We start from the raw sequence: 20,135 nt of genomic DNA on the forward strand, positions 1-20,135 counted from the left end.
GGGCGGGGCAGCGTTCGCTACTGCCCCTTTCTCTGCTTTTGCTGTGAGGGTGACCTCTGATGAGTCACAATACCGACCAAGACCCCAACGGCCTCAAGGATGACGCCCTAGCTGGTTCATCAACGCCCGAATCGATTGCCGATGGCGTCGATGAGGAAGTCGTTGAGCCCAACCGCCGCCTATTCGTCGGCTGGCAGTTCCTACTATTTGCAGCACTGGCGATTGCCTACTCGGGTTTCCACCTGTTTTCACTCAACGTGTATCCCATGGAGACCTGGTCGTTTCGCATCGTTCACATCGCCGGTGCGTTGATTTTGGGTTACGGCCTGTTTGCCGGTGCCCGCTTTGCCGAAGATGCGCAGCAAGCGTCACCTGCTTGGTTGAAATGGGTGAGCTACGCGCTGCTGGTGCCTGCGGTTTACGCTCTGGTGCAGGTCTTCTTGATGCAGCAGACCATTAACGGCGGTGCCATGCGCATCGACCCGACCATCGAGACGCTGCACTTTGGCTACCCACTGATGGCGACTACCGCCGTCGCGATCGTACTCTCCTGGTTCTATCGTCAGGAGCGCCACCGCTTCAACGCCGCTGACCTCGTGCTCATGGTGTGTGCACTGGCCAGCGCAGGCTACCTGCTGATGGCGTTCAACACCACCATGCGGATGTCTACCGGCACCTCGTTTGCGCCTCCCGGCATTTCGTGGGCGGCCATTGCAGGTTCGCTACTGATTCTCGAACTGACCCGCCGCGTCGCTGGCTTGGCGCTGGTCGTCATTTCCGCCGTCTTCCTGACCTACGTGTTTGCTGGCCCCTATCTGCCGGGCTTCCTAGGCTACCCGGGGCTGTCGATTCAGCGTTTCTTTAGCCAGGTCTACACCGATGCGGGCATTCTCGGCCCGACCACGGCGGTCTCTTCTACCTATATCATTCTCTTCATCATTTTTGCCGCCTTCCTACAGGCCTCCAAAGTAGGTGATTACTTCGTCAACTTCGCCTTTGCCGCGGCAGGCCGTGCCCGCGGCGGCCCGGCGAAAGTCGCCATCTTTGCCTCTGGCTTGATGGGCATGATCAACGGCACGTCGGCCGGTAACGTGGTCTCCACGGGTTCTCTAACCATTCCGCTCATGAAAAAAGTGGGCTACCCCGCACGTAGTGCAGGGGCCATCGAGGCCGCCGCGTCTACCGGTGGTCAGATCATGCCGCCCATCATGGGCGCAGGTGCGTTCATCATGGCGGAAGTGACCGGTATCCCTTATACCGAAATCGCCATTGCCGCTGTCATCCCGGCCATTCTCTACTTTGCCTCGATCTACTTCATGGTGGATTTCGAAGCCGCCCGTAAAGGCATGCGCGGCATGCGCAAAGACGAGATTCCGCTGTTCTCCAAGCTGGTAAAACAGGTCTATCTGTTCGCGCCGATCATCATTTTGATCGTAGCGCTATTCATGGGCTACTCGGTGATTCGTGCAGGTACGCTGGCCACCGCCTCTGCGGCCGTGGTGAGCTGGATTTCGCCCAACAAGATGGGCCTGCGCGCCATTTTGAGAGCGCTGCAGCTAGCGGGCACCATGTCGATTCAGATCATTGCCGTGTGTGCCTGCGCGGGTTTGATCGTTGGCGTCATCTCGCTGACCGGTGTGGGTGCGCGCTTCTCTTCTCTGCTGCTGGGCTTGGCGGGCGTTAGCCAGCTGCTGGCGCTGTTCTTCGCCATGCTGATCAGCATTCTGCTAGGCATGGGCATGCCGACCACGGCGGCTTACGCGGTGGCGGCCTCGGTCGTGGCACCGGGGTTGATCAACATCGGCATCGAGCCGCTGATTGCTCACTTCTTCGTGTTCTACTTCGCCGTGGTCTCGGCCATTACGCCGCCGGTGGCGCTGGCCTCTTACGCGGCGGCGGGTATCTCTGGGGACAACCCCATGGGCACGTCGGTGGCGTCGTTCAAGATTGGCTTGGCCGCATTTATCGTGCCGTTCATGTTCTTCTACAGCCCGGCGATGCTGATGGAAGGCTCTGCCATGCAAATCCTGCGCGTTGGCCTCACCGCTACGCTGGGTATCGTGCTGCTCTCAGGCATGGTGCAGAAGTGGTTCTTCGGCCCGGTGAACGTCATCCAGCGTGTGGTCATGCTGGTGGGCGCACTTTTCTTGATCTACGGCGGTATCTATACCGATATTGCAGGCCTCGCCATTGGTACAGTGCTATTTGTCATGCAGCGCAAGCAGCACGGTGGCAAAGGCAAGATTGCCAACGCAACCTAAGCAATAACGACTCCTCCTCGAGCAACAGCCGGAACCCTTGGGTTCCGGCTGTTTTTTCTCCAGCGTAGCGTACCTCGCTGCGCAATGCCGGTCAGCGCAGCGTGAACCAAAGCGCCGCCGCCAGCATCGATAGCAACGTTACCGGCACGCCAACTTTAGTAAACGCCACGAATCCTAGATGAACCCCATGGCGTTTCGCGCCCTCTGCCACGATCAAGTTCACCACGCTGCCGATCAGCAGCAGGTTCCCCGCCAAGGTCGACATCACCGCCAACATGACGAGGGTGGACTCCGGCAACCCAGGAAACAGCCCCAACAGCAGCACTACAAAGGGCACGTTGCCAATCACGTTACTGGCCATCAACGCGATGCCCGTCATACTCCACGCACCGCTAGGCAGCCCGTCTTCGCCTAACAGACGATTCACCACCGCGCTGGCCTCGGGCAGCGATGCCACGCTCCCCGTAACGATGAAGAGGCCCACGAACAGCAGTAGCAGGTTCCAATCGACGGCTTGGGTATAACGGTGGCTGGCCACCCGGCGCGACATCATCAGCACCAGGGCCACGGCCAGCGCCGACCACTCGCGGGGGAGCGGCGTCGAGAACAGTACCAACAAGGCAACGGCAGCCAACAGCGGCTTATAGCGAAGGCTTTCTGTCATAGGCGCCGTTGCCAATGGCGCCGAAGCGGGGCCACTGAGCCACCAGCGCCGCCGCCAGACGAGCCAGATGACGCTGTAGGTAGCCATCAGCGCGACCAGCGCAGGGACGGCGGCTTGCAGGCTGTAATCCCAAAACGCTAAGTCGCCCGCCTGACCAATCAGAATATTTTGCGGGTTGCCAATTAGGCTCGCCGCCGAGCCTGCATTGCAGGACATCGCCAGGGCCAGCAGGAACGGCCGAGGGTCCAGCCCTCGAGCCAGCAGCGCCTGGCATAGCAGCGGCGTCAGCGCGAAGGCGACGATATCATTGACCAACAGCGCCGATAGCCCTCCGCCCAACAGCACCACCCCCAGGAGCAGCTTGGTCGGCTGGGCGGCATGCCGAGCCATCCACTCCGATAGCCGATGATACACTCCTGAAAAACCAAACTGCGCCGAGACCAACATCAATGCCATCAGCAGCACCAGCGCGCCAATATCGATATGGCTGGCAATCTCTTCCAACCGGACGGTGCCGGTTATCAGCAACACACATGCCGCCGCGAGGGCCATCCAAGAGCGGTCGACCTGCAGGCCGGGTAATCGGCCCACTGCCATGCCCAGGTAGGTAAATGCGAACACGGCAGTGATCAACCACATCGTGTGGTGCTCCTTCTCTATGCGCGAATCGAGCAGGCATCATACGGCGCTTGCCGATCGCCACAAAGCGCTAAAAATTTGTTAGAGACCCATAAAAAAAGCCGGCCTGCATCAAGGATGCAGACCGGCATGACTAACAGACGACAGTGTTAACTCAGGTTATCCATCACCTTCAATACCGGGGCTGCCTGGTTAAGCGTGTAGAAGTGTAGGCCTGGCGCACCGCCGTCAAGCAGGCGTTCGCACAGGCGCGTCACCACATCGGTGCCGAAGGCGGCAATCGCATCGCTGTCATCGCCATAGGCTTCCAACTGCTTACGGATCCAGCGAGGGATTTCGGCACCGCAAGCGTCGGAGAAGCGCGCCAACTTGGTGTAATTAGTAATCGGCATGATGCCGGGAATGATCGGCTGCTCGACGCCCAGCGCCCGCGCTTTATCGACGAAGTGGAAGTAAGCATCGGCGGTAAAGAAGTACTGGGTGATCGCCATATTGGCGCCCGCCTTCATTTTACGCGCGAAGTTTTCCACATCCTTGTCGAGGTTAGGCGCCTGTGGATGAGATTCCGGATAGGCTGCGACGGCGATATCGAAGTGATCCCCCGTTTCCTCACGAATGAATTCCACTAGCTCGTTGGCGTAGCGCAGCTCGCCGATACTGCCCATACCAGAGGGCATGTCACCGCGCAGCGCTACGAGACTATCGACCCCTTCTTCGCGGTACTTGGCAAGCAAATCACGAAGCTGGGCTTTCTCGCTGCCAATACAGGAAAGATGCGGAGCCGTGGTAATGCCGCTTTGGCTGACGGTCCGGACGATATCTCTAGTGCGCGCCTGGGTGGAGCCCCCTGCACCGTAGGTCACCGAGAAGAAACGCGGATGACGTGCGGCCAACTCATCGCGTACATGAATTAGCTTCTCCCGGCCAGCATCGGTGTTGGGCGGAAAGAATTCGAAGCTAATACCTAGCGGATGCTCTTGGCTGCTCATGGTTTATCCTCGCAGGACGGTAACGTGATCATTATTTGAGGTATTCTCGCTGCTTCACCGCGCAGCGGCTAATGAAAGATTCCACGGTCGACCTTCAATTCGGCTCATGTTAGCTCTACCGCGTCTATCAAGGAGGAGAAATGGACTTAGCACCCAGTGCTTTAATGGGCCCGTTGCTCATGCTGTTGGGGTATGTGGGACTAGGCTTTATTGCCGCTCAACGGTTGCAAATAGACCCGCGCCCCATCGCCACCCTATTGGTCTACTTGATTGCACCGCTCACGATATTTCGTGCACTCATGAACGGGGGCCCCACCGCTGAGTATTTGGTGCTGACCTTCGCGATGTTCCTGTTAGTCAGTAGTATGGCGCTGGCCGTACGCTGGGCAACACAGCACCGCTTTGGCCCCCAAGAGGGAGCGCTGCTGGCGTTCTCCTCCGGCACCGGCAACACCGGCTACTTCGGCCTGCCGGTGGCGCTGATCTTGCTGCCCCCCGAGGGTGTGACGCTGTACCTGTTTTGTATGCTAGGCATCAATTTATACGAGTTTACGGTGGGGTTTTACTTAAGTGCCCGCGGCCACTTCTCGGTGCGCCAGAGCCTCGCCAAAATTGCCCGCCTGCCGCTGGTGTATGCCTTTTTAACGGCACTGCTACTAAACGCGCTCAACGCCACCCTTCCGGCGTCGCTGATGAGTTCATTAGCGGTCTTTCCAGCCACTTATACGCTGCTGGGTATGATGATCATCGGTATGACGTTGAGCCAAGTCACGCTCGCCGCGTGGGATACGCGCTTTGTCGCCACCTGCGTGGGGCTGCGCTATGTACTCTGGCCGCTGGCGATGCTGGGGGCGGTGCTGATACTCCAGCAGTTCACGCCGCTCGCCCCGGAGCTGGCGATGGCGCTGCTGCTACTGGGCGTGGTGCCCATGGCCTCGAACGTTGTCGTGGTGGCCATGGAGTTGGGCATTCAGCCACAGAAAGGCGCGCTGGCAGTGCTCACCACCACACTGCTGGCACCGCTGCTGATCCCTCTCTATTTGGGCCTGATGCTGCGGCTCACTGGCCTGGGTTAGAACCCGTCGACGCCAGCCTGCTGTAGCTGGCGGGCCATGCGCGCTACGTCTGGATGGTGGAAGAAAGCGACGAGCGCTTCGCCGCGTACCGGGCCTACGCTGGGAACGGCTTGCCAATCCGCTCGAGAGTAACTCGCTAGGGTGTACCAATCACCCAGTCGTGCGTCGCCCCCAGGCGGCATGCCCAGCGCCGACAGCCAAGCAGCATAGGGCGCTTGTCGCGCTGCATCGAACTGTGCCGCCAGCGAGTCGGCGGTGGTCGCGCCAATACCGTGGGCCTGCTGCAGTTGCTCTGGCGTCAGCGCTAGCCAACCTAGTAATTCCGTGACCACCCCGGCATCCATTAGCGCCTGCCACGTGCCTTCGCCGACCCCTCGCATGCCCAGCTGTTCGCCAAGGTAGGTTAATCGCGCCAGCAGCTGGGCGCTGCATTCTGACGTTAGTGTAAAACAGCTCAATAGATGATAGCGCTCGGGCGGCGGAGCGCTAAGCGCGGCTCTTTCGCGCGTGTGCCACACCACGCTGGCTACCTGGGGAATCGTCAGACCTGCCAGCGTCACCGCCACCTGGTCGCCTGGGCGCACGTCCCACGCTTCCCAGCGTTCCAGCGAGCCCAACGACACGCGGCTGATGCGTCGTCCTTCCAAGGTAACCGGATAGAGCCACAACAGCGGCGTTACGCGCCCGGTGCGCCCCACGCGGAACTCGACCCCGCGGACCTGGGCCAGCACCTGCTGGGCAGGATACTTCCAGGCCACCGCCCACTCAGGGGGTGATGACGACCAGCGCCGCAGGCCGGGGCGCTCTGCTTGCTTCAACACCACGCCGTCGGTAGCAAACGGCAGCGGGCCGTTGAACCACCGCTCACGCCACTCGGCGGCCGCCTCTCGCCCGCTGATCGGATGGGTGTAGTCGGCCGTATCGAACCCCAGCGCCGTCAGTTGCGCCAGCCGTTCGGTCATCTGTGTCGGGCCATCCGGCCAGTCCCACACGAATAAACCAATGCGACTCAGCGTCTCTTGGCTCGGTTCGCGCTGTGCCATGGCGCCGGCCACGGCGCCACGAGCGCCTGAATCCGGCTGGCGCGCCTGTACGTGGTTATCCAACTGCCAATAGAGCTCGCCTTGCAGCACTGCAGAGACAGCGTCAGGAAGCGAGTCGGGCACACCGGGCAACTGCTGAACGCGCGTCGTCCAATCCTGCCCACGCTCGCCGTCTCCTCGACTGACGGCTTCTACTAGCTCCCCATTCCGATAACGCAGCGTCACCGCCACACCATCTACCTTGGGTTGAATCCACAGATCGTCACGGCGGCTGGTAAAGCGTCGAACGCCTTCGTCGTCGACTTTATTGAGCCCGGTTTGAACGGCCGGATGCATGCGGGTGCCATCGCTACGGGTCACTCGGGTAAGCGGCCGGTGGGGTGTCGTATCACCCTGGCAGGCTTGCCAACTTGCCAGGCGTGCTAGCGCCTGATCGTACAGCTCATCAGCAATCAGCGATTCGCCGCCATCATGGTAAGCGCGGTCCCAGACCTCGATGTGTTCGGCTAGCGCCTGGGTTTCCAGCGCCAGCCGCTCAGCAGGCCAGTCGGGGCAGCTATCCGCCTGTGCAGAAAAGGTGACACCCATACACCAAGCGGCCACTAAACCCGCCATTGTGATCGTTCGACAACCCGGCATACGCATCCTCTCGTGGTGAACGGAAGATCTTTCAATCCTTATTAAAGTTAACTTATAGGAAACAGATAGAGATGCAATGCGCATCTAGCCACTCGCACAGTGTTTCGATACATAAAAAAGCGCCCCCTGACATAAACCAGGAGGCGCTTTTGGCTAACCGGTGGCGCTCGTCGCGCTCTCGAAAAGCTTATAGACCGGCGGCCTGACGCAGCGCGTCCGCTTTATCGGTTTTTTCCCATGGAAACGCAGTGAAGGTCTCTTTATGCTCTTCGCCTTTGTCGTCCACCCAAGTGTAGCTGTGTTCGAACGGCGCGCGGCCGAAGTGGCCATACGCAGACGTGAGGCGATACATCGGATGCAGCAGGTCGAGCATGGTGGTGATCGCGTAGGGGCGCAGATCGAAATGCTCGCGCACCAACTCGACGATCTTGGCGTCGTCGATTTTGCCGGTACCGAAGGTGTCGATGGACACAGAGGTCGGCTCTGCCACGCCAATGGCATAGGAGACCTGAATCTCACACTTGTCTGCCAGGCCCGCGGCCACGACGTTTTTCGCCACATAACGGCCAGCGTATGCGGCGCTACGGTCTACTTTCGACGGATCCTTGCCCGAGAACGCGCCGCCACCGTGGCGCGCCATACCACCATAGGTATCGACGATGATCTTACGGCCGGTCAGGCCGCAGTCGCCCACCGGGCCACCAATCACGAACTTGCCGGTCGGGTTGATGTGATATTGGGTATCGGCGTCCAACCACTCCGCAGGAATCACTTGTTCGATGATCTCGCGCTTGACCATCTTACGCAGGTCTTCTTGATCGATCTCCGGATCGTGCTGAGTCGACAGCACTACCGCATCGACGCCACAAGGCTGCCCGTCTGCATTGTAGCGGAACGTCACCTGGCTCTTGGCATCCGGGCGCAACCACGGCAGCAGGCCGTTTTTACGCAGCTCCGCCTGACGCTCGACCAAGCGGTGCGAGTAGTGGATCGGGGCCGGCATGAACGAGTCGGTTTCGTTGGTGGCGTAGCCGAACATCAGGCCCTGGTCGCCCGCGCCTTGATCTTCCGGCTTGGTACGATCGACACCCTGCGCAATATCGACACTCTGCTTGCCAATCAGGTTGATGACGCCGCATGTGGCACCGTCGAAGCCCACCTGAGACGAGGTGTAGCCAATATCGGTAATCACATCACGCACCAGCGTCTCGAGATCCACCCACGCGGACGTGGTGATCTCACCGGCAATAATGGCTACACCGGTTTTCACCATCGTTTCACAGGCAACACGGGCCTGTTTATCCCGGGCGATAATGGCATCTAGCACCGCGTCTGAAATCTGGTCGGCAATCTTATCGGGATGGCCCTCGGAAACGGACTCGGAGGTAAACAGGGAATATTCGCTCATCGCGCACTCGACCCTCTGTATGACGGCTGCTTCGTTATGACCGCAGCATCAGCAGGAAATCATGGCAGGAGGTTCCCTGCCCGTATAAAGAAGCGGCACCGTGACGTTCACCACCACTTCGGGAGGCAGAGTCTACACGCTGTTGGGGGTTCTTCCCACAACGTACCCCTGAGAATTTGCCGCCGCCGGGGAAGTCAGCGACAATAGCGCCTTTATTCTTTCCGTTTTCAGGCGAGGAGCACCCCCATGCCGTCCCGTTTTGAGCTGGCCAATGCCATTCGCGCCCTTTCCATGGATGCCGTTCAGAAGGCCAAATCCGGCCACCCTGGCGCCCCCATGGGTATGGCTGATATTGCCGAGGTGCTGTGGAATGACTACCTCAAGCACAACCCCGAAGACCCCAAGTGGGCCGATCGCGACCGGTTCGTGCTGTCGAATGGCCACGGCTCCATGCTGCTCTACTCGCTGCTGCACTTGAGCGGCTACGAACTCAGCCTGGAACAGCTGCAAAACTTCCGCCAGCTGCACTCGCCCACCGCTGGCCACCCGGAGTTCGGCTACGCTCCTGGCATCGAAACCACCACTGGCCCGCTGGGCCAAGGCTTTGCCAACGCGGTCGGTTTCGCCATTGCCGAGAAAACGCTGGCCGCGCAGTTCAATCGCCCCGGCCACACCATCGTCGACCACCACACCTGGTGTTTCCTGGGTGATGGCTGCTTGATGGAGGGTATCTCCCACGAAGCGGCGTCTCTTGCGGGCACTCAGCAGCTAGGCAAGCTCATTGCGCTATACGACGACAACGGCATCTCCATCGATGGCGAAGTCGACGGCTGGTTCACCGACGATACTGCCAAGCGCTTCGAGTCCTATGGCTGGCACGTGGTGCCCAACGTCGATGGCCACAAGCCTGACGAGATCAAAGCAGCCATCGAACTGGCGAAGAGCCACGACGACAAGCCGACTCTGATCATCTGTAAAACCATCATTGGTTTTGGAGCGCCCAACAAGCAGGGCAAAGAAGAAGCCCACGGCGCACCGCTGGGTGATGACGAAGTAGCCCTGGCGCGCCAACAGCTGGGCTGGGAGCACGCGCCGTTCCATATCCCCGAGCCGATCTACTCTGCCTGGGATGCTCGCGACGCTGGCAAACAGCGTCAGCAAGAGTGGGACGCCCGCTTTGCTCGCTATGCGGAAGCCTTCCCCACCGAGGCGCGAGAGTTCGAGCGCCGCATGAAGGCACAGCTGCCCGCCGAGCTCTCCTCGACGGCATTGATCGAGCAGGCGCAAGAAAAAGGGGACAGCATTGCCTCGCGTAAAGCATCGTTCGAAGCACTGAACGTGATTGGCCCGCAAATGCCGGAACTGCTCGGTGGCAGCGCCGACTTGGCGCCCTCCAACCTGACGTTCTGGAAGGGCGCCAAGGCGATCACTCCAGACGATGCCAGCGGCAACTATCTCCACTACGGCGTGCGTGAATTCGGCATGGGCGCAGTGATGAACGGTATCGCTCTACACGGCGGTTTCGTGCCTTATGGCGCAACCTTCTTGATTTTCATGGAGTACATGCGCAATGCCGTGCGCATGGCGGCATTGATGGGCCAGCAGGCTATCTACGTATTTACCCACGACTCCATCGGCCTGGGTGAAGATGGCCCGACCCACCAACCGATCGAGCAGCTCACCAGCCTGCGTACTACGCCGAATTTGAATACCTGGCGCCCCTGTGACGCAGTGGAAACCGCTGCCGCCTGGGATGCCGCAATCAAGCGCCACTCCGGCCCGACGGCGCTGGTGCTCTCACGTCAGAACCTACCGCATCAGGCGCGCACCAAGGCGCAGTTGGCGTCCATTCAGCGCGGCGCTTACGTACTCAAAGAGTGCAACGGCACGCCGGACCTCATCCTGATCGCGACCGGCTCCGAAGTCGCCTTGGCGATGGATGCCGCGGCCGAGCTGGAGCAGCAAGGTAACGCCGTGCGCGTGGTCTCCATGCCGTCCGCTTACCGCTTCAACGGCCAAGATGCCGACTACCGTGAAAGCGTGTTGCCCAAAGCCGTGACCAAGCGTATCGCCATCGAAGCGGGCCACGCCGACTACTGGTACAAGTACGTGGGCCTCGACGGCCGCGTGATTGGCATGACCACCTACGGTGAGTCGGCACCCGCGGGCGAGCTGTTCAAGCACTTCGGCTTTACCGTCGAGAACATCGTCAAACAAGCCAATGAGCTGCTGGGTTAACCCCTCGCTTAAACGGCGCCTGGTGCGGGCATTACGATGCCCGCGCTAAACGGCCTTTTATGGCTAATTAGCTACTGGTTAATCGGAGAAGTCGTGATCCACTTCTCCGGTTTACCTATTTCTTCTGGAGTGGTGGGCATGCTACTGCTGTGCATCACTCTTGCCGTTATCGGTAGAGTACCTGCTAGCCTTGCCGCCGCCGCCCAACCGCTGATCGCACTTTTGGCTATGCTGATCATGCCAGGCGTGGTAGGCGTGTTCTTCATTCTCGATGAACTGGCAAGCCAGTGGCTGGCCATCGTGGCGGCTCTGCTGCTGGGGACGCTACTGAGTGTGTTCACGACACTGTGGCTGCTCAAGCGATTGATGGGGCACCGCCATGCCGACTAGCTTGCTGCCTACCTTGACCGCCACGCCGTTATTGGCCGTTGGGCTTACCTTGGCCGCATACCTTGTGGGCAGCGCCCTTTTCACGCGCTTGGGTAAACCCTCCTGGCTCCCGGCGATTTTGATCGCTGCTCTGCTGCTGGCCGCGACGCTGGCCTTGTTGGGCTTGCCGTATGCCACCTATCAGCAAGGCGCAACCTGGCTGACGGTCCTGCTAGGTCCAGCCACCGTGGCGTTGGGCATGCCGCTTTACCAACAGCTACCGCGCATTCGTGCGCTGTGGCAGCCGTTGGCGGCTTGCCTGCCTATCGCTGCCACTCTGGCCGCTTGTTACGCCCTTGGCATTGCTTGGCTTCTCGGCGCGGGTCCGGAGATCTTGGCCTCGATCGCGGCCAAATCGGTGACGGCGCCCATCGCCATCGGCATCACGGAACAACTTGGCGGCAGCGTGGCACTCCTCATGGGCGCGCTGCTGGTGACGGGGGTGCTGACCATTCCTTTCGTGAGTCTATTGGCGAGGCTACTGCACATTCATGACGAACGTATCATCGGTTTTGCGCTGGGGCTCAATGGTCACGCCATCGGCACCGTGCGCGCGTTCGATATCAGTCCGACCGCCGGAGCGTTCGCCTCGCTCGGAATGAGCCTCACCGGGATTTTTACCGCTCTGCTGCTACCGCTTGCTTGGCAACTGGTGGGGCTAGGGGCGGGATAAGCAACCCCCGATGAAATGCGTTATCATCGGGCCACTTTGTTCAAGAGCTGCATCGCATCATGGCGAACGCTTCCGCTAAATATCGCATTGCCATCAATGGTTATGGGCGCATTGGCCAATGCGTGCTGAGAGCCTTGGTGGAGCGCCAGCACCCGGCGCTTGAAGTCGTCGCGATCAACGAGCTATCCGACCTTGCCACCATCACCTATCTCACCCGTTACGACACGACTCATGGTCGTTTCCCGGGGGAGGTGGACAACGATGGTAGCGCCCTGTTCGTCAACGGCCAGCGCATCCAGGTATTGTGCGAACGCGACCCTCGCGCACTGCCCTGGGAAGCACTAGGGATCGACCTAGTGCTCGAGTGCTCGGGCAGCTTCAAGGACCGCGCTACCGCTGAGCAGCACTTGGCGGCAGGGGCCAAGCGACTGCTGTTCTCCCAGCCCGCGGAAAACGATGTGGATGCCACCATCGTATGGGGCATCAACGAGCATGAGCTCGCGCCCACGCAGCGCATCCTCTCTGCGGCGTCCTGCACCACTAATTGCTTGGTGCCGCTGCTCACCGTACTGGATGAAGCGCTCGGCTTGGAGCATGGTGTTACCACCACGATTCACTCGGCCATGAACGACCAGCCGGTGATCGATGCGTACCATCGCACCGATCTGCGCCTGACGCGCTCCGCCATGCAGTCGATCGTACCGGTGGATACCGGCTTGGCGGTCGGCATCAGTCGCCTGATGCCCAGCCTGACTGGACGTTTCGAGTGCCTGCACGTGCGGGTGCCTACCATCAACGTCTCGGCCATGGATGCCGCGCTGACCGTGCGACGCGATACCAGCGCCGCGCAAGTCAACGCGCTACTGCAACGCGCTAGTCAGCAGCGCTTGCATGGCGTGCTAGGCTATACCGAAGCGCCCATGGCATCGATCGATTTCAATCATGATCCCCGCTCTGGCATCCTAGACGCCACCCAAACCCGCGTGGCCGGCACGCGTCTGATCAAACTGCTGTGCTGGTTCGATAACGAGTGGGGCTTTGCCAACCGCATGCTGGACATCAGCCAGCGCTTGGCAACGTTTCGCTAAGAATGGGTCCCCCCATTAGCGCACTGACATTCGCTTGAACACGAGGAAACCGCTCACATGAACGTGCAAAAAATGACCGACCTGCCCCTGGAAGGGCAGCGTGTGCTGATTCGTGAAGACCTGAACGTGCCAATCAAAAACGGCCGTGTTTCCAGCGATGCCCGCCTTCGCGCCGCGCTGCCGACCATTCAAGCAGCGGCCAGAGCCGGCGCCAAAGTGCTGCTCATGAGCCATCTCGGCCGCCCCACGGAAGGCGAACCCGCCGATGAGTTTTCGCTCGCCCCTGTGGCCGAGCATCTGAGCGAGCTGCTGGGCAGCCCCGTCAAACTGATCACCGACTACCTCGACACCGCCCCTACGCTCGACAACGGCGATGTCGTACTGCTCGAGAACGTACGCTTCAACAGCGGTGAAAAGAAAGACGACGAATCTCTCGCCAAGCAGTACGCCGCGCTCTGCGACATATTCGTGATGGATGCCTTCGGCACCGCCCACCGTGCGCAAGCCTCCACCCACGGCGTCGCCCGCTTTGCACCCACCGCCTGTGCAGGACCGCTACTGGCCCAAGAGCTGGACGCGCTGGAGAAAGCACTGGCAACCCCAGCACGCCCAATGGCGGCTATCGTGGGCGGCTCCAAGGTCTCCACCAAGCTCGACGTGCTGACCGCCCTCTCTGACAAGTGCGACCAGCTCATCGTCGGCGGCGGGATCGCCAACACCTTTATCGCAGCGGCGGGCTATAATGTGGGCAAATCGCTCTACGAAGCCGACCTGATCGGTCAAGCCAAAGCGCTGATGGAGAAAGTCTCCATTCCGCTGCCCACGGACGTCGTCGTGGCAACGGAGTTCTCGGAATCCGCCGATGCAGTGGTCAAGCCGGTGGACCAAGTGGCCGATAACGAGATGATTCTGGATATCGGCCCAGACACCGCCGCCCACTTGGCCAGCCTGCTGAAAGACGCCGGCACGATCTTGTGGAACGGCCCCGTGGGCGTTTTCGAAATCGATCAATTTGGCAAAGGCACCGAGGTGCTCTCGCATGCCATTGCCGAGAGCAGCGCGTTTTCGATTGCCGGCGGTGGCGACACCCTGGCCGCTATCGACAAGTACGCTATTGCCGACCGTGTTTCCTATATCTCCACCGGCGGCGGCGCGTTCCTAGAGTACGTCGAAGGCAAACAGCTACCGGCGGTAGCCGCATTAGAAGCCGCAGCAAAGCGCGGCTGAAGCGACACGATAACACTACACGCTCACTGCACCCGTTCACACCGACAACCGACAAGGTGACCCCATGGCTTTAATTAGCATGCGCCAGATGCTCGACCACGCCGCCGAATACGGCTACGGCATCCCTGCATTCAACGTCAACAACCTCGAACAGATGCGGGCGATCATGGAAGCCGCCGATGCCACCGACTCTCCGGTGATCGTGCAGGCTTCCGCTGGCGCACGCAAATATGCAGGTGCGCCTTTCCTGCGCCACCTGATTCTGGCGGCGGTGGAAGAGTTTCCGCACATCCCGGTGGTCATGCACCAGGATCACGGCACCAGCCCCGCTGTCTGCCAGCGCTCGATCCAGCTGGGCTTCTCCTCCGTGATGATGGACGGTTCGCTAGGCGAAGATGGCAAGACGCCGATGGATTACGACTACAACGTCGATGTTACCCGTCGCGCGGTCGAGATGGCCCACGCCTGTGGCGTATCGGTCGAGGGCGAGCTGGGCTGCTTGGGTAGCCTGGAAACCGGCATGGCCGGTGAAGAGGACGGCATTGGTGCCGAAGGTAAGCTGGACATGGAACAGCTACTGACCGACCCCGAAGAAGCCGCCGCCTTCGTCAAGGCGACTCAGGTCGACGCGCTGGCGATTGCCATTGGTACCAGCCACGGCGCTTACAAATTCACCAAGCCGCCGACCGGCGACACCCTCTCCATCCAGCGTATCAAAGAGATCCATGCGCGCATTCCGGATACCCACCTGGTCATGCATGGCTCCTCCTCCGTTCCGCAAGAGTGGCTGGAAGTGATCAACCGCTACGGCGGCCAGATCCCAGAAACTTACGGCGTCCCGGTCGAGGAAATCGTCGAAGGCATCAAGCACGGCGTTCGCAAGGTCAACATCGATACCGACCTGCGCTTAGCCTCCACCGGTGCCGTGCGTCGCTTCATGGCGGAGAATCCGTCGGAATTCGATCCGCGCAAATTCTTGAAAGAGACCGTCAGCGCCATGCGCGATCTTTGTATCGCCCGCTACGAAGCGTTTGGCACGGCGGGCAACGCAAGCAAAATCAAACCGATCAGCCTGGAAGCAATGTTCCAGCGCTACGAGCGCGGCGAGTTGGCACCCAAAATCAAATAAACGGTACACCCTTTATATAAAGGCGGCCTGCAGGCCGCCTTTTTTATTGCAATGCAGCAAAAATAGACTATGACTAAAGACAGTCAGCCATCATTTCTCATCAGATAGGTCTCACCATGAAGCACTCTCCACCCTCTTTTTACACTACGACAGCCCTATTCGACCTGTGGAAAGCCAGCATGATGGGGATGGAGCTGTGGAGCTCGTCATTGTCCACCATCGCCAGACGCCAACAGCTTTGGCAAACACAGCCCTTTTTTAGCCCTTCCATGATGCGAGAAAATCAGCGCATGGTGACTGAAAAAATGGAGGCCAGCATGGAAGCTGGCCTTGTGGTGCAAAAAGCGTTGCTCAACGCCATGAGCGGGCGCTATGCGCACTGGTGGATTACCAGCCAGAAAGCCATGCAACCTTACCATCGACGCAGCAGCGCCAACTCACGACGCCTTTCTCGCTAAGCGCGGTCACTCGTTATCGTCGTTACTCTGCTCATCCTCGCCGTTCTCGATGGCATCCTCGGCGCTTCCGGTACCGCCGGTACCACCCTCGGTGTTGTCACGCTCTTCACTACCGTTGTCAGCAGTGTCTTCCGACTCTTCCGTTGCCGCCGTTTCGGTGGCTTCATCACGCTGAACGGCACCGGCCTTGATACCGTATTTCTCTTCCAGAGCCGCATCATCCAGCGCCTGGTGCTGCTCGCTACTGGCGTCGGTTTCCGGCTCTGCCAATACGCTGCCCGCAGAGGTCATGAGCACAGTGCCCACCACCAATGATAGGAACCAAGGGGTAAGTCGCATATATATCTCCATTTTATGGTTATTGCGGCGTCGCCTACCTACTATAGCCGGTCTCATAGCGATTCACATGGAGTGCCTGAAAACTGAAGCGTTGCCATCATATCCGTAGCGGGCAGCGCTTCCCTTGAGCAGACACACTGTAAAAAATTATAAAACAGTGTTCACAAAGCTCGAAAAATCTCGTTCAATAGTGGCCTAGTCGGCTTAAACTAACGTGAGTAGCGCTTGTCACGCTGCAAGGAACTCTCATGCCGCTTCCACTTCTGCTGTTTGATTGTGATGGCACTCTCGTCGATAGCGAACCCTTGTTGGCCGAAGAGATGGCTCGTGGCCTAAACACGGTGGGCCTACCATTTGCTTCTTCCGATTATTTAGGGGAGTTTCGAGGTGCCCGCTTCCGACGCATCGTGGCAGAACTGCAAACGCGTCATGGCGAAGTCGATGGCGAACGCTTGGACCGCATGGAGCGAACCATGCGCGCCAACTTGGCTGAGCGTCTTGCCCGCGAACTCACCACCATTCCCGGCGCCCGGGAGTCGCTCGACGCCTTGGCACATTACCCCAGCGCCGTCGTCTCCAACGGACCTGAAACCAAGATCCGCACTGCGTTGAACGCCACCGGCCTCAGCGCGTATTTCGGTCACCGGCTGTTTAGCGGCTACACCGCCAACTGTTGGAAGCCAGAGCCCTGTTTACATCTTCACGCAGCCAGTATCATGGGCTTTGCGGCACACGACTGCATTGCCATTGATGATGCGCTCGTTGGCGTACAGGCAGCCCTGCAGGCAGGTATGACCGTCATTCATCTGAATCGCTTTCCCGATGCCGAGGCAACGCCGGAAGGCGCTATTATGATTAGCAACATGTATCAGCTACCTGCGGTCGTTGAACAACTGACTCACGAGCGATGGCAGGCGGCAATGCCCCATCACTCAACAGAGAAATAGTATGGCCTCATTACGTGATCAGCTCGGTGGCCTCGTTTACTCCACTGAGCATGGCAAGACGTGTCCCGACTGCCGGGCCCCGATCGATGACTGTCGCTGTGAAGACAGCAGCGAACAAGCGCGCCTGGCCGAACTGGACGGTATCGTGCGCATCCGCCGTGAAACCAGCGGCCGAAAAGGCAAGGGCGTCACGACCATCCGCGGCGTGCCTCTGACTCAGGCAGAACTCAAAGTACTCGCCAAAACCCTCAAGCAGCGCTGCGGTACCGGTGGCGCTGTCAAAGAGGGCGTCATAGAAATCCAGGGTGACCATCGCGAAACTCTGCGCGATGCCTTAACCTCAATGGGTTATCAAGTGAAATTGGCTGGCGGTTGACGCGTCCAACGCATACTCTCAGCTCCTGGCGAAAGGGCAAGGCACGACAATGGTTTGGTTGGAATACCTGCTACCGCTGATCTTTTTGTTTCCCATGGCAGCCATGGGCGGCATCGTATTAGCCCTGCGTAGCCTTCACGATGCCCGCGTTCACTCCCCTTTCGATGCACCGCTGCGCGAACCGGGCCAAGCGCTGCGTCACAGGCTCGATCAAGCCTTTTCCAGCTTGTTTCTTAACGGTACATTGGGGCCCTTGGTCAGCCTTGCACCGCTCGTCTATGGTATGGGACGGATGCTCTTCGTCGATAAACAGGACTGGGTCGAATGGGCGCTATATGGGCTGCTGAGCACGCTCTTGGTGCTGGCATTTTCACTGCTGCTGGTGCGTGACTATCAGCGCATTCGCCGCTTGAAGCTCGGTCTTGCCTGCGAACTTGCCGTGGGCCAAGAGCTGGAGCGTTTAGTACGTCCCGAGGCGCATCCCTATTACGTCTTTCACGACGTTCCCACGGATAGCTTTACCATCGACCATGTCGTGGTCACGCCCCATGGCGTGTTCGTCGTGGAAACTCGCGCAAGGGCACTGGCCATTGGCAGCGATGGCAAAGAGCTGAACTGCGTCGCAGTCGAGCGTGAGCGACTGCGCTTCCCCCATTGGCAGGAGCGGCGACCCCTACATAAAACGCGCCAGGGCGTTAGCTGGCTCAGCCAGTGGCTCGAACGGCGTTGCGGCGTGCCCGTACCGGTAAAAGGCGTTCTGGTGCTGCCGGGCTGGGAGATCGACACCAGCGAGGCCTCACCGGACATTCTGGTCGTTAGCGGAGAACAGCTGGCACGCCAGCTGACGGAGCTCACGCCTGGGCAAATGAGCGATGCCATTCATGACAAGGTTATCCATATTTTGCTAGAGCGGGCACGGCTGATGGAACTCAAACACCTTCGCCAGCCATCCGTGTGAGGGCCGGGCTCAATCGCCGCGCAGCCGCCCGCCCATCTCCTGAGCAAGATCGACTGCATAGTGGTCGGTCATCCCCCCAATGAAGTCCAGCATGCGACGGTAGCTGTCATAGAGCGTCCATGACGGCAGTGGCGTGTTCTCACCGATCAGTGCCAGTACCCGCTGGTGTTTGAAAGAGCTGTGGCCCGTGTGATGCAACTCATGAGCCGCGCCGATAAAGGCTTCCAACAAAATTCCCAGCGTGGTGTAGGCACCAATTTCCAGCTTTGCCTTACGCTCATTTTGAAATATCCGCTCACGAGCCAGCTGCTTGGCCGACTGCACCCCCCAGCCCAAATCCGGGTGACACAGCTCTAACAGATCTTCGCTGAGGGTACCGCTGAGTAGCGCCTGCTCATGCTGCACGAATACCGCACCTACATCATTCACGGCCCGCTCCATGGCAGCGCCCCTGAGCAAGGCAATACGGCGGCGTTGCGAGACATTTTTACGCTGCATCTCGGCATACTCCGGTGGGAACTCACCGGCAATTTGGCGCAAAATCTCGACCACTTCCTCGTAGCGCAAAATGCCCATCTCCAGACCGTCTTCCAGGTCTAGCAAGGCGTAGCAAATATCATCTGCCGCTTCGACAAGCCAAGCCAACGGGTGGCGACACCAGCGCTGCTCCCCTTGAGGAAGTAACCCAACCGCATCTGCTACCTCGGTTAACAGCGCCTGTTCGGACTGATAGCAGCCAAACTTACCCGCTCGCCCGCCATAGCGCACCGTCCATGGATACTTCAGCAGTGTGCCCAAGGTGGCGGCCGATAGGCGCATGCCACCGTTGAACTGGTTGTACTCGATCTGGGTAATCACCCGAAAGCCTTGCGCATTGCCTTCATAGGTCAACAGGTCTTCACGCTCGGCCTCGGACAGACCATCCAGAAGCCCGCTTCCTTGGGCGCGACGGAACCAGTCGCGGATAGCGTACTCACCGGCGTGACCAAAGGGCGGGTTACCAATGTCGTGCCCAAGGCACGCGGTTTGCACGATGACACCAAGATCGGCAGGCGTTATCCAATCGGGGAGACGGTCACGCAGTAGTTCACCGACGATCATCCCCAGCGAACGGCCAACGCAGCCAACTTCGAGGGAGTGAGTCAAACGCGTGTGGATATGATCATTTTCCGTCAGAGGATGAACCTGGGTTTTACGGCCCAAGCGTCGGAAAGAGCCGGAAAAAACAATGCGATCATGATCTTTATGAAAGGGGCTGCGCCCAATTTCTCGGGTGCTGTCTGTTCGTTTATCGTGAAGGCGTCGAGGGGAAAGTAATTGATCCCATTGCATTTGTGTCATAGCGCTCCTCCTTGGAGTGCACATTCTGACATAAAAAGGCTGACATAAAACGACGGGATCGATGGACAAACAAAAAACCCAGCCGGTTGGCTGGGTTCTTTGCGGTATAAGTGCCTGATTATGTTCGGGCCGGCCACCCGGCGGGCGGCGCTCCGCTACTCTTCAGGGGGAGACCCCTAAAAAGCAAAACCCCGACCAGATGGCCGGGGTTTC

Annotated in this window: 18 protein-coding genes; 12 read left to right on the plus strand and 6 right to left on the minus strand. The window is 59.5% G+C overall.

The genetic code is table 11. The features are described from left to right. The first annotated feature begins 59 nt into the window (after positions 1–59). Entirely contained in the window at positions 60–2,261 is a 2,202-nt protein-coding gene (locus MHM85_RS17745; protein ID WP_139528561.1) for a TRAP transporter fused permease subunit, read from the plus strand. 91 nt (positions 2,262–2,352) lie between these two features. Here MHM85_RS17745 and MHM85_RS17750 read toward each other — a convergent pair whose 3' ends face one another. Then, positions 2,353–3,564 carry an SLC13 family permease gene (locus MHM85_RS17750; RefSeq protein ID WP_139528562.1) on the minus strand — a complete coding sequence of 404 codons (1,212 nt, stop codon included), beginning with the start codon at positions 3,562–3,564 and terminating at the stop codon, positions 2,353–2,355. A gap of 149 nt (positions 3,565–3,713) precedes the next feature. Continuing rightward, entirely contained in the window at positions 3,714–4,553 is an 840-nt protein-coding gene (gene metF / locus MHM85_RS17755) for a methylenetetrahydrofolate reductase [NAD(P)H] (RefSeq protein ID WP_139528563.1), read from the minus strand. Between the two features lie 140 nt (positions 4,554–4,693). On the opposite strand from metF, the gene MHM85_RS17760 reads away from it, so the two are divergent. Further along, positions 4,694–5,629: an AEC family transporter gene (locus MHM85_RS17760; protein WP_139528564.1), complete on the plus strand. Its 936-nt coding sequence runs from the start codon at positions 4,694–4,696 to the stop codon at positions 5,627–5,629. Here MHM85_RS17760 and ligB read toward each other — a convergent pair. Together ligB and metK are read right to left on the minus strand one after the other, a co-directional pair. Beyond that, a complete protein-coding gene (gene ligB / locus MHM85_RS17765) occupies positions 5,626–7,311 on the minus strand; it encodes an NAD-dependent DNA ligase LigB (RefSeq protein WP_139528565.1) in 1,686 nt (561 codons plus the stop codon). The two genes, MHM85_RS17760 and ligB, sit on opposite strands and share 4 nt — an antisense overlap. A gap of 187 nt (positions 7,312–7,498) precedes the next feature. Next, positions 7,499–8,719: a methionine adenosyltransferase gene (gene metK / locus MHM85_RS17770; protein WP_139528566.1), complete on the minus strand. Its 1,221-nt coding sequence runs from the start codon at positions 8,717–8,719 to the stop codon at positions 7,499–7,501. Between the two features lie 246 nt (positions 8,720–8,965). Between metK and tkt the strand changes: the two genes are divergently transcribed. From tkt to MHM85_RS17805, 7 genes are all read left to right on the plus strand, one after another. Beyond that, positions 8,966–10,957: a transketolase gene (gene tkt, locus MHM85_RS17775; protein ID WP_219862330.1), complete on the plus strand. Its 1,992-nt coding sequence runs from the start codon at positions 8,966–8,968 to the stop codon at positions 10,955–10,957. Positions 10,958–10,993: 36 nt separating this feature from the next. Beyond that, positions 10,994–11,347 carry a CidA/LrgA family protein gene (locus MHM85_RS17780; protein WP_219862328.1) on the plus strand — a complete coding sequence of 118 codons (354 nt, stop codon included), beginning with the start codon at positions 10,994–10,996 and terminating at the stop codon, positions 11,345–11,347. Next, positions 11,337–12,059 carry an LrgB family protein gene (locus tag MHM85_RS17785; protein WP_058576733.1) on the plus strand — a complete coding sequence of 241 codons (723 nt, stop codon included), beginning with the start codon at positions 11,337–11,339 and terminating at the stop codon, positions 12,057–12,059. The genes MHM85_RS17780 and MHM85_RS17785 overlap by 11 nt, the downstream gene beginning before the upstream one ends. Positions 12,060–12,118: 59 nt before the next feature. After that, positions 12,119–13,147, plus strand: a complete 1,029-nt coding sequence (locus tag MHM85_RS17790; protein WP_139528570.1) for a glyceraldehyde 3-phosphate dehydrogenase NAD-binding domain-containing protein — start codon at positions 12,119–12,121, stop codon at positions 13,145–13,147. A gap of 57 nt (positions 13,148–13,204) precedes the next feature. Further along, positions 13,205–14,374 carry a phosphoglycerate kinase gene (locus MHM85_RS17795; protein ID WP_219862326.1) on the plus strand — a complete coding sequence of 390 codons (1,170 nt, stop codon included), beginning with the start codon at positions 13,205–13,207 and terminating at the stop codon, positions 14,372–14,374. A gap of 64 nt (positions 14,375–14,438) precedes the next feature. After that, positions 14,439–15,503, plus strand: coding sequence for a class II fructose-bisphosphate aldolase (gene fba, locus MHM85_RS17800; RefSeq protein ID WP_139528572.1), 1,065 nt, complete (start codon positions 14,439–14,441; stop codon positions 15,501–15,503). Between the two features lie 116 nt (positions 15,504–15,619). Next, a complete protein-coding gene (locus tag MHM85_RS17805; protein WP_239286557.1) occupies positions 15,620–15,961 on the plus strand; it encodes a hypothetical protein in 342 nt (113 codons plus the stop codon). A 6-nt stretch (positions 15,962–15,967) separates the two neighbouring features. Here the strand turns inward: MHM85_RS17805 and MHM85_RS17810 are convergent, their stop codons facing one another. Further along, the gene (locus tag MHM85_RS17810) at positions 15,968–16,300 is read right to left on the minus strand and encodes a hypothetical protein (protein WP_139528574.1); all 333 of its coding nucleotides are present in this window, start codon (positions 16,298–16,300) and stop codon (positions 15,968–15,970) included. A gap of 248 nt (positions 16,301–16,548) precedes the next feature. On the opposite strand from MHM85_RS17810, the gene MHM85_RS17815 reads away from it, so the two are divergent. Genes MHM85_RS17815 through MHM85_RS17825 form a run of 3 tightly spaced genes read left to right on the plus strand, consistent with a single transcriptional unit; the run spans position 16,549 to position 18,581 of the window. Continuing rightward, positions 16,549–17,247 carry an HAD-IA family hydrolase gene (locus MHM85_RS17815; protein ID WP_139528575.1) on the plus strand — a complete coding sequence of 233 codons (699 nt, stop codon included), beginning with the start codon at positions 16,549–16,551 and terminating at the stop codon, positions 17,245–17,247. A 1-nt stretch (position 17,248) separates the two neighbouring features. After that, complete coding sequence (locus MHM85_RS17820) at positions 17,249–17,623, plus strand: translation initiation factor Sui1 (RefSeq protein ID WP_219862323.1); 375 nt, start codon at positions 17,249–17,251, stop codon at positions 17,621–17,623. A gap of 49 nt (positions 17,624–17,672) precedes the next feature. Then, positions 17,673–18,581, plus strand: a complete 909-nt coding sequence (locus MHM85_RS17825) for a nuclease-related domain-containing protein (RefSeq protein ID WP_139528577.1) — start codon at positions 17,673–17,675, stop codon at positions 18,579–18,581. A 9-nt stretch (positions 18,582–18,590) separates the two neighbouring features. Here MHM85_RS17825 and MHM85_RS17830 read toward each other — a convergent pair whose 3' ends face one another. After that, positions 18,591–19,922: a deoxyguanosinetriphosphate triphosphohydrolase gene (locus tag MHM85_RS17830; protein ID WP_139528578.1), complete on the minus strand. Its 1,332-nt coding sequence runs from the start codon at positions 19,920–19,922 to the stop codon at positions 18,591–18,593. Positions 19,923–20,135 lie beyond the last annotated feature (213 nt).

The organism is Halomonas sp. McD50-4 (assembly GCF_022348135.1).
GTDB lineage: Bacteria > Pseudomonadota > Gammaproteobacteria > Pseudomonadales > Halomonadaceae > Vreelandella > Vreelandella piezotolerans.

Excerpts from the sequence above, each read along its gene's own strand:
- MHM85_RS17745 (WP_139528561.1), top strand. The coding sequence starts at position 60 with ATGAGTCACAATACCGACCAAGACCCCAACGGCCTCAAGGATGACGCC.
- MHM85_RS17750 (WP_139528562.1), bottom strand. The coding sequence starts at position 3,564 with ATGTGGTTGATCACTGCCGTGTTCGCATTTACCTACCTGGGCATGGCA.
- metF (WP_139528563.1), bottom strand. The coding sequence starts at position 4,553 with ATGAGCAGCCAAGAGCATCCGCTAGGTATTAGCTTCGAATTCTTTCCG.
- MHM85_RS17760 (WP_139528564.1), top strand. The coding sequence starts at position 4,694 with ATGGACTTAGCACCCAGTGCTTTAATGGGCCCGTTGCTCATGCTGTTG.
- ligB (WP_139528565.1), bottom strand. The coding sequence starts at position 7,311 with ATGCCGGGTTGTCGAACGATCACAATGGCGGGTTTAGTGGCCGCTTGG.
- metK (WP_139528566.1), bottom strand. The coding sequence starts at position 8,719 with ATGAGCGAATATTCCCTGTTTACCTCCGAGTCCGTTTCCGAGGGCCAT.
- tkt (WP_219862330.1), top strand. The coding sequence starts at position 8,966 with ATGCCGTCCCGTTTTGAGCTGGCCAATGCCATTCGCGCCCTTTCCATG.
- MHM85_RS17780 (WP_219862328.1), top strand. The coding sequence starts at position 10,994 with ATGCCCGCGCTAAACGGCCTTTTATGGCTAATTAGCTACTGGTTAATC.
- MHM85_RS17785 (WP_058576733.1), top strand. The coding sequence starts at position 11,337 with ATGCCGACTAGCTTGCTGCCTACCTTGACCGCCACGCCGTTATTGGCC.
- MHM85_RS17790 (WP_139528570.1), top strand. The coding sequence starts at position 12,119 with ATGGCGAACGCTTCCGCTAAATATCGCATTGCCATCAATGGTTATGGG.
- MHM85_RS17795 (WP_219862326.1), top strand. The coding sequence starts at position 13,205 with ATGAACGTGCAAAAAATGACCGACCTGCCCCTGGAAGGGCAGCGTGTG.
- fba (WP_139528572.1), top strand. The coding sequence starts at position 14,439 with ATGGCTTTAATTAGCATGCGCCAGATGCTCGACCACGCCGCCGAATAC.
- MHM85_RS17805 (WP_239286557.1), top strand. The coding sequence starts at position 15,620 with ATGAAGCACTCTCCACCCTCTTTTTACACTACGACAGCCCTATTCGAC.
- MHM85_RS17810 (WP_139528574.1), bottom strand. The coding sequence starts at position 16,300 with ATGCGACTTACCCCTTGGTTCCTATCATTGGTGGTGGGCACTGTGCTC.
- MHM85_RS17815 (WP_139528575.1), top strand. The coding sequence starts at position 16,549 with ATGCCGCTTCCACTTCTGCTGTTTGATTGTGATGGCACTCTCGTCGAT.
- MHM85_RS17820 (WP_219862323.1), top strand. The coding sequence starts at position 17,249 with ATGGCCTCATTACGTGATCAGCTCGGTGGCCTCGTTTACTCCACTGAG.
- MHM85_RS17825 (WP_139528577.1), top strand. The coding sequence starts at position 17,673 with ATGGTTTGGTTGGAATACCTGCTACCGCTGATCTTTTTGTTTCCCATG.
- MHM85_RS17830 (WP_139528578.1), bottom strand. The coding sequence starts at position 19,922 with ATGACACAAATGCAATGGGATCAATTACTTTCCCCTCGACGCCTTCAC.